Source organism: Labrenzia sp. THAF35 (assembly GCF_009363595.1).
Classification (GTDB): domain Bacteria; phylum Pseudomonadota; class Alphaproteobacteria; order Rhizobiales; family Stappiaceae; genus Roseibium; species Roseibium algicola.
Map to the genome: position 1 here is coordinate 3,546,701 of NZ_CP045380.1, position 12,261 is coordinate 3,558,961.

General features: G+C 60.0%; 11 protein-coding genes. 3 read left to right on the forward strand and 8 right to left on the reverse strand.

Features of this window, described 5'->3' with window-relative positions:
* Positions 1-15: 15 nt before the first annotated feature.
* Positions 16-939: a PfkB family carbohydrate kinase gene (locus FIU93_RS16215; protein WP_209010144.1), complete on the reverse strand. Its 924-nt coding sequence runs from the start codon at positions 937-939 to the stop codon at positions 16-18.
* A 339-nt stretch (positions 940-1,278) separates the two neighbouring features.
* Here FIU93_RS16215 and recA point away from each other — a divergent pair, with 339 nt between their 5' ends.
* Positions 1,279-2,349 (forward strand): recombinase RecA, encoded by a 1,071-nt coding sequence (recA, locus tag FIU93_RS16220; RefSeq protein ID WP_031269221.1) that lies wholly within the window; start codon positions 1,279-1,281, stop codon positions 2,347-2,349.
* A 353-nt stretch (positions 2,350-2,702) separates the two neighbouring features.
* Positions 2,703-5,360, forward strand: a complete 2,658-nt coding sequence (alaS, locus tag FIU93_RS16225) for an alanine--tRNA ligase (RefSeq protein ID WP_152506166.1) — start codon at positions 2,703-2,705, stop codon at positions 5,358-5,360.
* Positions 5,361-5,903: 543 nt separating this feature from the next.
* On the opposite strand, the gene FIU93_RS31710 is transcribed toward alaS, so the two are convergent.
* Positions 5,904-6,029 (reverse strand): hypothetical protein, encoded by a 126-nt coding sequence (locus FIU93_RS31710; protein WP_023000808.1) that lies wholly within the window; start codon positions 6,027-6,029, stop codon positions 5,904-5,906.
* A 191-nt stretch (positions 6,030-6,220) separates the two neighbouring features.
* On the opposite strand from FIU93_RS31710, the gene FIU93_RS16230 reads away from it, so the two are divergent.
* Positions 6,221-7,552, forward strand: coding sequence for a cyclic nucleotide-gated ion channel (locus FIU93_RS16230; RefSeq protein WP_208993906.1), 1,332 nt, complete (start codon positions 6,221-6,223; stop codon positions 7,550-7,552).
* 17 nt (positions 7,553-7,569) lie between these two features.
* Here FIU93_RS16230 and FIU93_RS16235 read toward each other — a convergent pair whose 3' ends face one another.
* The 6 genes from FIU93_RS16235 to FIU93_RS16260 all read right to left on the reverse strand — a co-directional run bounded on the left by FIU93_RS16235 (position 7,570) and on the right by FIU93_RS16260 (position 12,220).
* Positions 7,570-8,007, reverse strand: a complete 438-nt coding sequence (locus FIU93_RS16235; protein ID WP_152506167.1) for a hypothetical protein — start codon at positions 8,005-8,007, stop codon at positions 7,570-7,572.
* 148 nt (positions 8,008-8,155) lie between these two features.
* Complete coding sequence (locus tag FIU93_RS16240) at positions 8,156-8,788, reverse strand: glutathione S-transferase family protein (protein WP_152506168.1); 633 nt, start codon at positions 8,786-8,788, stop codon at positions 8,156-8,158.
* Positions 8,785-9,591 (reverse strand): ABC transporter permease, encoded by an 807-nt coding sequence (locus FIU93_RS16245; RefSeq protein ID WP_152506169.1) that lies wholly within the window; start codon positions 9,589-9,591, stop codon positions 8,785-8,787. The genes FIU93_RS16240 and FIU93_RS16245 overlap by 4 nt, the downstream gene beginning before the upstream one ends.
* Complete coding sequence (locus FIU93_RS16250; protein ID WP_152506170.1) at positions 9,588-10,196, reverse strand: ABC transporter ATP-binding protein; 609 nt, start codon at positions 10,194-10,196, stop codon at positions 9,588-9,590. Before FIU93_RS16250 ends, FIU93_RS16245 begins: the two co-directional genes overlap by 4 nt.
* Positions 10,197-10,338: 142 nt before the next feature.
* A complete protein-coding gene (locus tag FIU93_RS16255) occupies positions 10,339-11,556 on the reverse strand; it encodes an NADP-dependent isocitrate dehydrogenase (protein ID WP_023000814.1) in 1,218 nt (405 codons plus the stop codon).
* 223 nt (positions 11,557-11,779) lie between these two features.
* Positions 11,780-12,220 (reverse strand): Rrf2 family transcriptional regulator, encoded by a 441-nt coding sequence (locus tag FIU93_RS16260; RefSeq protein ID WP_152506171.1) that lies wholly within the window; start codon positions 12,218-12,220, stop codon positions 11,780-11,782.
* Positions 12,221-12,261: the final 41 nt, after the last annotated feature.

Genomic DNA, 12,261 nt, shown 5'->3' on the forward strand with positions numbered 1-12,261 from the left:
AATTTGTCCATATGGTCAAAAGTTGGCGAGGGCGTCCCAGGAGAGCTCTTCCGCGAGGGCGCCGGTGCTGCGCAGGGTCAGGGCTGCAGCTGCAAGGCCTATAGGGACTGCTTGCTTCAGGCCATAGCCTCTGGCGAGCGCCGCGACCGTTCCGGCGCTTAATGCATCGCCTGCTCCGGTGACATCGACGATCTCTGTTTGAAGCGGTGCGAACCGGTGAAGTTTCCCGCTTTCGAGCACCAGCACATCAGATGCTGCGCTGGTCAGGACAAAACTCTTGAGACCGGTCTGCGACAAGGCCACCGCCAGGTCTTGAGAAGACGTGCCGCGGGAAAGCCCGGTAAGCGTGACCGCTTCGCCGCGGTTCAGCATCAGGCAATCCAGTTTGTCGAGAACCCCACGCAGCCGGACTGCCTTGGCATCCGAAACGGCATTGGCAACAAGACGCCCGGGCAAGGCACGCCCCGTCAACCGGACCAGCATTGCAGCGGGCAGGTTTGCATCCAGAAACCAGATCGTATCGTCCGTCGCGTTTGCTGCAAGATCGGCAACGATACCGTCGAAGAGATCCTCCGGAGCTTCGGACAAAACACGGTCGTCAACGCAGGCGGCTGCAAGATCACCTGCCGGATTATGCAGTGCGAGGTACTGGCCCGTTGCGAAACCTCTCCGGGCCTTCACATGCAACTCGAGCCCCTCCTGGCTGAGCTGGCGGGAAAGCATGTCTGCAGCGCCGTCTTCTCCAACCGCTCCCACAAGGCGTGTTCCAACCCCGAGCCGAACCAGCGCACGGGCAATGTTCGTGGCAACGCCGCCCGGCTTTGCGTTCAGCCTCGATGGAGTCGAGGTCTCGGGGCGGATCGGCTCGCTGGCATGGGCGATCGTATCGTAATGGATCGCACCGATTGCGATAACGGGGGAGGAGATGGCTGAAGTCACGTTCTGGACTGTCTCATGAAAAGCCGGCATCAGAACAGAAGCGTTCGATGCGCCGGTACTGGCAATCGTTGAAGAGGCGGGCTAGCAGATTAAGGCCGGGGCGGCAACTGGCGGCAGGCAAGCGACGGTGATTCTGCCCGATCGCGGAATCACGGGATGTTCCGATCAATAGATTACGCTAGGTAAGTTTTAAAATCGATAAGTGAGAACATATTGGAAACAAACAGCCATTTTCATTTTAATACCAATCGGTTTTGCCGACTTGTCAAATGAGAACAAAATGTGTACAAAGGCTCTCATTGAAACGGCGCGTCCATCGTGGAATAAGGAGCGTAAGCCATGTCGCAAAGTACACTTCGTCTCGTAGAAAGCAGCCAGATGGATAAGACAAAAGCGCTGGACGCAGCGCTCAGCCAAATCGAACGCGCCTTCGGCAAAGGCTCCATCATGAAGATGGGTCAGGGCCAGGTGGTTGAGGTGCAAGCCGTCTCGACCGGGTCGCTCGGACTTGATATCGCGCTCGGGATCGGCGGTCTGCCGCGCGGCCGTATCGTCGAGATCTACGGGCCGGAGTCTTCGGGTAAAACCACGCTTGCCCTGCATGCGGTTGCCGAAGCCCAGAAGACCGGTGGTATCTGCGCCTTTGTCGATGCGGAGCACGCGCTGGATCCGATCTATGCGCGCAAGCTTGGCGTCGATATTGACAATCTGCTGATCTCCCAGCCGGACGCCGGTGAACAGGCGCTGGAAATTGCCGACACGCTGGTGCGCTCCGGCGCCATCGATGTTCTGGTCATCGACTCGGTCGCCGCGCTGACGCCGAAGGCTGAACTCGAAGGCGAGATGGGCGACAGCCTGCCGGGCATGCAGGCCCGTCTGATGAGCCAGGCTCTTCGCAAACTGACCGCGTCGATTTCCAAGTCGAAGTGCATGGTGATCTTCATCAACCAGATCCGCATGAAGATCGGCGTCATGTTCGGTTCTCCGGAAACCACGACCGGCGGTAACGCGCTCAAGTTCTATGCTTCTGTCCGCCTCGATATCCGCCGTATCGGTGCGATCAAGGACCGGGACGAAGTCGTCGGCAACCAGACCCGCGTGAAAGTCGTCAAGAACAAGCTTGCGCCTCCTTTCCGTCAGGTGGAATTCGACATCGTCTATGGTGAAGGTGTCTCCAAGACCGGCGAACTCATCGACCTTGGCGTCAAGGGCAACATCGTTGAAAAGTCGGGTGCCTGGTTCTCCTACAACAGCCAGCGTCTTGGCCAGGGCCGGGAAAACGCCAAGCAGTTTCTGAAGGATAATCCGGAAATTGCCGATGAAATCGAACTGGCGATCCGCCAGAACGCCGGCCTGATCGCCGATGCGATCATTGATCCGGACGCTGCATCGGAAGAAGCAGAGGACTGATCCTCAGCTTCCGGTCTCCGTCTGCAAGAGCTCCGGACGTTTGTCCGGTCTTCCAAGGGCCTCCTTCCGCACTCCGGAAGGGGGCCTTTTGCTTTTCGGGACCCGCAACGGAGCGAAATTGGAAGAGGTCAGATCCCGTTGGAGCGGTTGTCCTGCGCATGAGGGCAGCCTTCATTCCGGAAATCGCCTGTTTCCCGGCAGCTTTCCGTTGGGTCGGGTCCGTGCAACCGCTGGACAGGGTTGGAGGTGAAAGTTAAAAGGCTGTTCCGGCGCGGATCGGCAACCCAGATCCAGCGCCTTCAAGATTTTCAACAGGCCCTCATGTGCGGGGCTGTGACCGATGCGAGATCCGAATGACCGGCGTAAATGAAATCCGCTCTGCCTTTCTGGACTATTTCAAGACAAACGGCCACGAAGTGGTCGAGTCCGGACCGCTGGTGCCGCGTAACGATCCGACGCTGATGTTTGCGAACGCGGGCATGAACCAGTTCAAGAACGTGTTCACCGGCCTGGAAAAGCGCGACTATTCCCGTGCGGTCACGGCGCAGAAATGCGTTCGCGCCGGCGGCAAGCATAACGACCTGGACAACGTCGGTTACACCGCACGCCACCACACCTTCTTCGAGATGCTGGGTAACTTCTCCTTTGGTGACTATTTCAAGGACCAGGCGATCGAACTGGCCTGGAACCTCGTCAACAAGGAATTCGGCCTGCCGAAGGACAAGCTGCTGGTAACCGTCTTTGCCGAAGACGATCAGGCGTTCGATCTTTGGAAGAAGATCGCAGGTCTCAGCGAAGACCGGATCATCCGCATCGCGACGTCAGACAACTTCTGGTCCATGGGCGATACCGGCCCGTGCGGCCCCTGTTCTGAAATCTTCTACGACCATGGCGACCACATCTGGGGCGGCCCTCCGGGCTCTGCGGAAGAAGATGGCGACCGGTTCATCGAGATCTGGAACCTCGTCTTCATGCAGTACGAACAGACGCCGGAAAAGCGTCTCGACCTGCCGCGTCCGTCCATCGACACCGGCATGGGCATCGAGCGTATCGCCGCTGTCATGCAGGGCGTTCACAACAACTACGACATCGACCTCTTCAAGGCGCTGATCGCGGCGTCCGTCAACGCCACGGGTGTGGAAGCAGAAGGCGACGCCACCGGCAGCCACCGTGTGATTGCCGACCATCTGCGGTCCACGAGCTTCCTGATTGCCGATGGTGTGCTTCCGTCCAACGAAGGCCGCGGTTATGTACTGCGCCGGATCATGCGCCGCGGCATGCGCCACGCCCATCTTCTTGGGGCGAGCGAACCGCTGATGCACAAGCTGGTTCCGGCGCTGGTGCGTGAAATGGGCCGTGCCTATCCGGAGCTGAGCCGCGCTGAAGATCTGATCACCGAAACGCTGAAGCTGGAAGAAACGCGTTTCCGCAAGACGCTGGAGCGTGGCCTCGGCCTGCTCGACACCGCAACCGAAGGCTTTGAGGCTGGGGGGCGTCTGGATGGGGAAACCGCGTTCAAGCTCTATGATACCTACGGCTTCCCGCTGGATCTGACCCAGGACGCGCTCAGAACGCGCGACATTTCCGTTGATACGGATGGCTTCGATGCTGCAATGGAGCGCCAGAAAGCGGAAGCCCGTGCGGCCTGGTCTGGGTCAGGCAGCGCTGCGACGGAAGCAGTCTGGTTCGCACTGAAGGAAAAGCACGGTGCCACGGACTTCCTCGGCTATGAGACCGAGACGGCCGAAGGCGTCGTTGCCGGTCTTGCTGCTGACGACAAGGAAGTTGCCAAACTTTCCGCAGGTGAAAGCGGTTTCGTGGTTCTCAACCAGACGCCGTTTTACGGCGAAAGCGGCGGCCAGGTGGGCGACACCGGCTGGATGCTGGCCAATGGCGTCAAGGTTGCCGTGACCAATACGCAGAAGAAGGCCGAAGGGCTCTTCGTTCATTCGGTCACCGTGGAAGAAGGCGAGCTGGTTCCGGGCCTTGCCCTGGAGCTGAAGGTCGACCATTCCCGCCGCAAGTCGATCCGGTCCAACCACTCAGCTACGCACCTTGTGCATGAGGCCTTGCGCGAGGTCCTTGGCAATCACGTCGCTCAGAAGGGCTCGCTGGTAACGCCGGAGCGCCTGCGGTTCGACTTCTCGCATCCCAAGCCGGTGAGCGATGAGGAGCTGGCAACGGTCGAGAGCTTTGCCAACGAGATCGTGCTTCAGAACGCGCCTGTCGACACCCGCCTGATGGCAGTCGATGATGCTATCGAAGCTGGCGCCATGGCTCTGTTCGGCGAAAAATATGGTGATGAGGTTCGCGTCGTTTCCATGGGGACCGCTCTCCATGGCCCCAAGCAGGGCAAGCCTTATTCGCTTGAACTGTGCGGCGGTACACATGTGAAGCGTACCGGTGATATCGGTCTGGTGACACTGGTTTCCGAAGGTGCGGTTGCTGCCGGTGTTCGCCGGATCGAGGCGCTGACCGGCGCAGAAGCCCGTGAATATCTGGATGCCCAGGACAAGCGCATGCGCGAACTGGCCAGCCTGCTGAAAATCAGCGCCGATGATGTTCCGGCTCGCGTGGCCCAGCTGGTTGAAGATCGCAAGAAGCTGGAGCGCGAACTGGCGGACGCCAAGAAGAAGCTCGCCATGGGCGGTGGAGCGGAAGGCGGCACGCCGGTTAAGGACGCCGGCGCGTTCAAGCTGATGGCGCGTATCGTCGAGGGGATCAACCCGAAGGATCTGAAAGGCATGGCCGACGAGGCCAAAACCCAGCTCGGGTCCGGCGTGGTCGTTCTGATCAGCGTTGCCGAAGACGACAAGGCTGCCATTGTGACTGCCGTCACGCAGGATCTGACCGACAAGGTCAGCGCCGTGGATCTGGTGCGGATCGGTTCGGAAGCGCTCGGCGGCCGCGGTGGTGGCGGTCGGCCTGATATGGCGCAGGCCGGTGGACCGGATGGGTCCAAGGCCGACGCAGCCGTTGCCGCAATCGAGGCGCACCTCACGGGGCTTTGATGGTCCTTCCGGCAATCAAAATTGAAAAGGGCGGTCCCATCAGGGCCGCCCTTGTTCGTTTAAGGCGCTCGGTCACTTCTCGGGGAGAAATTACGCGAGCCTCTCCTTGGTCATCCCGGACGCAGTGAAGCGAAGATCCGGGATCGGGGGTTATTGCTCTCGGCATGGCCTCTTGAGGTCCTGCAAGGTTCGTCGCTCCCCGGTCCCGGCTCGCGCTTCGCTTGGCCGGGATGACGACGGAGGGGATATTGGTAGTTTTGTGGGGAAGGCGGCCCTACTGGCGCTTTTCCCGCTCGCCTGAAGGCATCAGGTCTCTTCCTAGCTACCGAGTTCAAACAAACCCCTCTTTGGTCATCCCGGACGCAGTGAAGCGAAGATCCGGGATCGGGGAGCCCTATCGCTCTCGGCATGGCCCCTTGAGGTCCTGCAAGGCTTGCCGCTCCCCGGTCCCGGCTCGCGCTTCGCTTGGCCGGGATGACGATGGAGGGAGGCGTCGGTTGAGGTGGCCTGGTCAGGTCTGCCTCCGGCGGCCTGCCGGTTGGTTCAGTTCAGCAAAGCAGTCACTGCCAGCGCGGCTGCTGCGAAGAACGTCGAGACCAGCAACATTTTCAGCACGATATGGTGAGGCGTGGTTTCTGCGGCGCGAACCTTGTCGGTGTCTATGGTCATGGTGTCCTCCTTCCGTTCGGTTGGCTATCCATGGAGATGGGGCCTGCGACAAAATTGCCCAATCACGTTCCGCTCACCCCTATGCACAGCTTCGTGCGGCATGGTGAGGGCTGTCCGCGTGGAGAGCTTTGTCGTAGCCTGTCTTTCGGCTATTCATGAAAACGCGAGCAAAATCAGAAACGGGGGGCTCGGTGTCCGGCCACGAATTCAAACGGGCGCTCTATGAGGTGCTTGAGGACACGGGCAAACGCCGCATCGGCGCGCGCGTGCTGCGGAACTTCCTGATCGTCCTCATTCTGATCAACATCGCGCTTGCGGTGCTGGAAACCGTGCCGGAAATCCGCGACATCCTGAGCACGCACCTGCGTCTGATCCAGTTGGGCAGCGGACTTGTCTTTCTGGCCGAATACGTCATGCGTCTTTACGTGGCCGATCTCCATCCGCCGCTGCGCCGTTACGGGCCGGTGTTTTCCAGGCTGCGCTATGCGATGCAGCCGGACGCGATCATCGATCTGATCGGGGCCCTGCCGCTTTTGTTCGTGGTGTTCTTGCCCAATCAGGCCGTCACGATGGTCGTCATCCTGAGGCTGCTGCGCTTCCTGAAGCTGGCCCGGTATTCACCCGCGTTGCGTTCGTTGATTTCCGCCGTCGGCAACGAGCGCAGGGCACTGCTCGGATCGAGCATGATCATCTGCGGTGTGATCCTGATGGCTGCCACCTTGATGTATCTGATCGAGCATGACGACCAGCCGGAAAAGTTCCGCAGCATTCTGCACGGCATCTATTGGGCAATTACCACTGTGACGACCGTCGGTTATGGCGATGTCGTGCCGGTCACCAATCTCGGCAAGACGGTTGGGGGTATCGTCATGCTGATGGGCTACGGGCTGATAGCCTTGCCGGTCGGCATCATTGCTTCGGCCTTTGCCCGGGAAATCCATAGCCGGGATTTTGTCGTCACCTGGTCGATGGTGGCACGCGTACCCCTGTTCGAAGACCTGAAGGCGACGGAGATTGCCGAAGTTGCGAAGCTGCTGCAGTCGCTTCGCGTGCGCAAGGGCGGCACGATTGCCGAGCAGGGCGATGTTGCGGACAAGATGTATTTCATTGCCGACGGAGAAGTCGAAATCCGGCTGCAGCACGACACGGTCTATCTGGGAGAAGGCAGTTTCTTTGGCGAATTGGCACTGATCAATCAGACACCCAGAACCGCGAAAGTGGTCGCTTACAAGGATTGCCAGCTTCTGGTGCTGGAGGCGGAAGCCCTCAAACACCTGATGGACAGGGATGAAGGGCTGGCCAAGAAGATCATGGATGAAGCGCGCGACCGTGTGGCGGCGGGAAAACGCGTGCTGGGCGAGCTGGCGGAAGAGGAACTTCAGCAGTCGGGCGTGTTTGCATCCTCAGAGAACACCGACCAGGAGCCGGAGCTCTTCCAGGGGGACGATTCCAAGGACGAAGCCGACTCTGAAGATGACATGATGGAGGAAGTTGCCGGAACGCAGAAGGATCCGGCAAAGTAGGCCAGTCAGAAAGGCGCTCAGTAGGGTGTCAGGCCGCGGGGTACCTGGGCGTAGAGCAGATCGCCCTGCCAGAAGACATCTGTCGGGCCGACGACAAAGTCGACCAGGTTCCATCGGTTGAACTGGTACCGCAGCAAGGCGAAGGTGACGAGGCCATCCATATAGTCCGCCTGCGAGGCGAAGGTCGTGCGGGACAGGTCAATGGCGCCACCACCTGGGCGCTGCGGCGAGACCTGGACGAAAGCCCAGCCATGGCCGGAACGCATCCAGTTGACGACGAACTCGACCGGCGGTCCCACCCTTGCCTCCATCATCGGACGCATTGCATCGAGTATGTCCTTGCGCTCGGCAGTGCCGCGGGAGGGCTCGTGGACGGTTTGTGCCGATGCTGACAAACCGGCACACATCAGCAAAAGGCTGCTCAAGAAAACAATTACAAGCTTTTGAAACCTCATCAAAAAATCCCTTTCTTCATAAAATGATTCAATGTTGCGCCTGCCAGAAGGTAAATGGAACAACGGGCGTCGTGGAACGGCAAAAGACTAACATGTTTGCAGTGGATCTGACCTGCGGAAAAGATAAAGGCCTGACGCGTAATCGCGCTCAACCAGACAATCCGGTTTTTCTGAAACTGTCGCGTTCCTTGAACATCTGTAGCCATGAAGACAGCTTCGGCGCCGAACGCAGCAGCAGCAGGCCTTCTTCTGAAAGCTCGAAGAGAGCAAGCATCGGGGCCGCATGGCAGTCGGCAAGGTTGAGCTGATCCCCCATCAGGAATGGGCCTTCCGTCACAAGCGCTTCCAGTGTTTTGACGATCGTTCTTGCCCGGCCGAGCGCCGAGGCAATCTTGACTTCATCCGCGGGGGCGCCGCCAGAGGGCTTTGACACCCGTTCGACGAAGATGTCCCAGACGAGGGTCTTGTAGGCGTAATTGTCGAGGATGGAGAGAAGCTGAGCCATGCGCGCCCGTGGTTGCGGAGAGGCTGGCTGAAGCGGAGGCCCGTCGAAGGCTTCGTCGACGTAGCGCAGGATGGCCGCTGTTTCGAACAGGGTGAAGTCGCCATGCTTCAGTGTGGGGATCTTGCCGAAAGGCTGCAGCTCAAGATAGCTTTCCGGCGGTCCGCCCGGGGCAAACACATCGATCGGGACAAGCTCGTAGGCGATCCCTTTTTCGATAAGTGCCATTCGGGCCGAGCGCACATAGACCGAATAGTCCGCGCCATAAAGTTCAATCATCGAGACCCTCCGTTCAAACGGTCGAGACGCAGCCTGTCACGGTTGTCGGTCAGGCGCCACACACTGGCGAAGGTAGCGCCAAGGACACCGAGGCCGGTAGCGCCGCCAAGCAGAAACATGATCATGAGCTGATATTTGACTGCTTCACGCGGATCGACACCGGACAGGATCTGCCCTGTCATCATTCCTGGCAATGACACGACGCCTGTTGCCGCCATGGCGTTGATGATCGGCGTGAAACCTGACCGCAGTGCCTGACGGGAGAGGGGGCGTGTCGCTTCCCAGCGGGTGCGGCCCAAGAGCAACTGGGCTTCCACATCGCGCCGCCCGCGGGCAAGCGACGTGTGAAGCGTATCAAGGCCGAGGCTGACCCCGGTCATGGTGTTGCCGAGCACCATGCCGAAAAGCGGCAGTGCATATTGCGGCATCCAGACCGGATCGGGGCGGATGAGCCCTGCCAGGGCGTAGATCGTGACGAGGGTGCCTGCGACCAGCATGACGGCAACGCCCAGCCCCGGGCCCCAGAGGCCAGCCAGGCGACGGTCTTGCCGAGCCCAGATTTCGCGCCCTGCAAAAGCCAGCATCACGGCAGCAGCCAGCAATGTCCACAACAGGGATCCGGCAAAGAAGATTGCCTTGAGGACAAGCCCAACCAGGATCAGCTGCACGCTCATTCTCAAGGCCGAGATGATGAGCGTGCGGGTGAGGCCGAGATCAAGCACGATCGAAAAAACCGCGTTCAATAGCAGGAACACCGAGGCAGCCACGAGGTCCCAATAGGTGAGGGCGAGATAACCGGTCACGCGGGTGCCTCCTGGCCAGCACCTACCGTCAGCTGGCCTTTGTCCATGACAAGCCGTCGTGCCCCGAGCCGTTCGGGCTGGCCGGGGTCGTGCGTGACGATCAGAAGGGCGCGATTGGCAGCAAGCTGGTGTTTCAGGAGAGTTTCGACCAGGTCAACGGAAGGCGGGTCCAACGCGGAGGTGGGTTCATCCAGGAGAAGAACCTGCGGTGCTGTCTGGAGAGCGCGCACAAGGGCAAGGCGTTGGCGCTCACCGGTGGAAAGCCGGGTGACCTCCCAGGCAAGCGCATCGGCAAGACCAACCTGGTGCAGCAGGTTGGGAAGGTCGGAAGTTTCGGCAAAATGATCCTGAACACGGTCCGCCCACCAGCCGCTTTCGGCAGGCACGTAAGCCACCTTTCGGCGCCATTCAGGAGCCGGTATGGATTCGCGCTTCGTGCCATCCAGGGCAACATGGCCGGCGCTTTCATCGAGATCGGCAATTGCTCTGAGAAACAGGGATTTGCCTGCGCCGGAGGGACCTGAAATCGCAACGGCTTCGCCCGCTTGCAAGGCAAGGTCCAGGGGGCCGATCAGAGGCGTCTTCAATTCGCGGATCGTCAACACCGTCCTCTCCTCTGGCTACCGGCCAGGTGAGCCTAGCGCGGGCCGGGAAGAGGGACAATCGGCAGGTTGTTGTTGGGCCGAAAAGCAAAACACCGCGGACAATGTCCGCGGTGTCGCTCCTTCGGCCTTCGCAGGCCAAGCTTTAGTGGGCGGCCATGGCCTTGGCCAGGTTCTCGTCGATCTTGTCCAGGAAGCCGGTGGTGGTGAGCCAAGCCTGATCCGGACCGACGAGCAGGGCAAGGTCCTTCGTCATGTGGCCGGCTTCCACCGTGTCGATACAGACCTTTTCCAGCGTCTGGGCGAAACGGGCAAGCTCCTGATTGTTGTCGAGCTTGGCCCTGTGCGCGAGCCCGCGGGTCCAGGCGAAGATCGAGGCGATGGAGTTGGTCGAGGTGCTCTCGCCCTTCTGGTGCTGGCGATAGTGGCGTGTGACCGTGCCGTGGGCGGCTTCCGCTTCCACGGTCTTGCCGTCCGGTGTCATCAGAACGGACGTCATCAGGCCGAGCGAGCCGAACCCCTGGGCAACCGTGTCGGACTGGACGTCACCGTCGTAGTTCTTGCAGGCCCAGACGTACCCGCCGGACCATTTCAGAGCGGAGGCGACCATGTCGTCGATCAGCCGGTGTTCGTACCAGATGCCGGCTTCCGCGTACTGGTCCTTGAATTCGGCTTCGTAGATTTCCTGGAACAGGTCCTTGAAGCGGCCGTCATAGGCTTTCAGGATCGTGTTCTTGGTGGAGAGGTAACAGGGCACCTTCCTGTTGAGCGCGTAGTTCAGCGAAGCGCGGGCAAAATCGCGGATCGAGTCGTCGAGATTGTACATCGCCATCGCGACGCCGGCGGACGGCGCGTCATAGACTTCGTGTTCGATCACCTGGCCGTCTTCCCCGGTGAAGGTGATGGTCAACTTGCCCTTGCCGGGGAAGCGGAAGTCGGTGGCGCGATACTGGTCACCAAAGGCATGGCGGCCGACGATGATCGGTTGGGTCCAGCCCGGCACCAGGCGCGGCACGTTCTGCATGATGATCGGCTCACGGAAGATGACACCGCCAAGGATGTTGCGGATCGTGCCGTTGGGCGAACGGTACATGCGCTTCAGGCCGAATTCCTCAACCCGCGCTTCATCCGGTGTGATCGTGGCGCATTTGACGCCGACGCCATGTTCCTTGATGGCGTTGGCCGCATCGACCGTGATCTGGTCGTCGGTCTCGTCGCGTTTCTGGATCGACAGATCGAAGTAGAGCAGGTCGATGTCGAGATAGGGGTGGATCAGCTTGTCCTTGATAAAGGCCCAGATGATCCGGGTCATCTCGTCGCCGTCGAGCTCGACGACCGGATTGTCGACTTTGATCTTTGCCATGGGACGCATTGCCTCGCGGGTCTGGAAAATGGGACGGTGAAACGGAAATCTGAATGGTGCGAGTTGTACCTGATTTCTATTGTGTGCGCTTGTATACAATGTTGCGCCGCGAGGCAAGGGGGCTGTTCAGTTTGCCCCGGACCATGCCTCGAAGAAGGTTCTTTAATGGAGGTCTTCACAGGTGTTCCGAAGATTGCCCAAGGTTTGCGGCTAAAATTCGGACCTAAGGTTTTTCCTGATGCTCCCGGATTTCCTGTGCATGCGGCCTTACCAGATCGGCCACCGTGACCTGCCCAAGCTTCTCCTGAAATGTTTCGCGTGCCGCCTTCAGCGCGGCTGAAGTTGCCTGGTTGGCGGCCTGTTCCAGAAGGCAGGTGGGGGCGTCGGCGGATTGACCGACGGCAAAAAGCTGTGGTGAGCCGAGGGCGGCATAGACCTCTGCCAGAGAGATGCTGTCCAGGCTCTTGGCCAGCACCCAGCCGCCGCCATGGCCCTTGGTGGCCCCGACGAAACCCGCTTCCCGCAGCCCCGCCATGGTGCGCCGGACCAGGGAAGGGTTGGTGTTGAGCATCTTCCCGATCTGGTCGGACGTCACCGGGTCTTCAGTCTGGTCCAGATGCAGGAGCACGTGAAGCACGCGCGGCAATCGGCTGTCGGTTCGCATGGAAATCTCCGTTTGGAAAACCTTATGCCGGATTCGATTAC

Excerpts from the sequence above, each read along its gene's own strand:
- alaS (WP_152506166.1), top strand. The coding sequence starts at position 2,703 with ATGACCGGCGTAAATGAAATCCGCTCTGCCTTTCTGGACTATTTCAAG.
- recA (WP_031269221.1), top strand. The coding sequence starts at position 1,279 with ATGTCGCAAAGTACACTTCGTCTCGTAGAAAGCAGCCAGATGGATAAG.
- FIU93_RS16255 (WP_023000814.1), bottom strand. The coding sequence starts at position 11,556 with ATGGCAAAGATCAAAGTCGACAATCCGGTCGTCGAGCTCGACGGCGAC.
- FIU93_RS16240 (WP_152506168.1), bottom strand. The coding sequence starts at position 8,788 with ATGATTGAACTTTATGGCGCGGACTATTCGGTCTATGTGCGCTCGGCC.
- FIU93_RS16260 (WP_152506171.1), bottom strand. The coding sequence starts at position 12,220 with ATGCGAACCGACAGCCGATTGCCGCGCGTGCTTCACGTGCTCCTGCAT.
- FIU93_RS16235 (WP_152506167.1), bottom strand. The coding sequence starts at position 8,007 with ATGAGGTTTCAAAAGCTTGTAATTGTTTTCTTGAGCAGCCTTTTGCTG.
- FIU93_RS31710 (WP_023000808.1), bottom strand. The coding sequence starts at position 6,029 with ATGACCATAGACACCGACAAGGTTCGCGCCGCAGAAACCACGCCTCAC.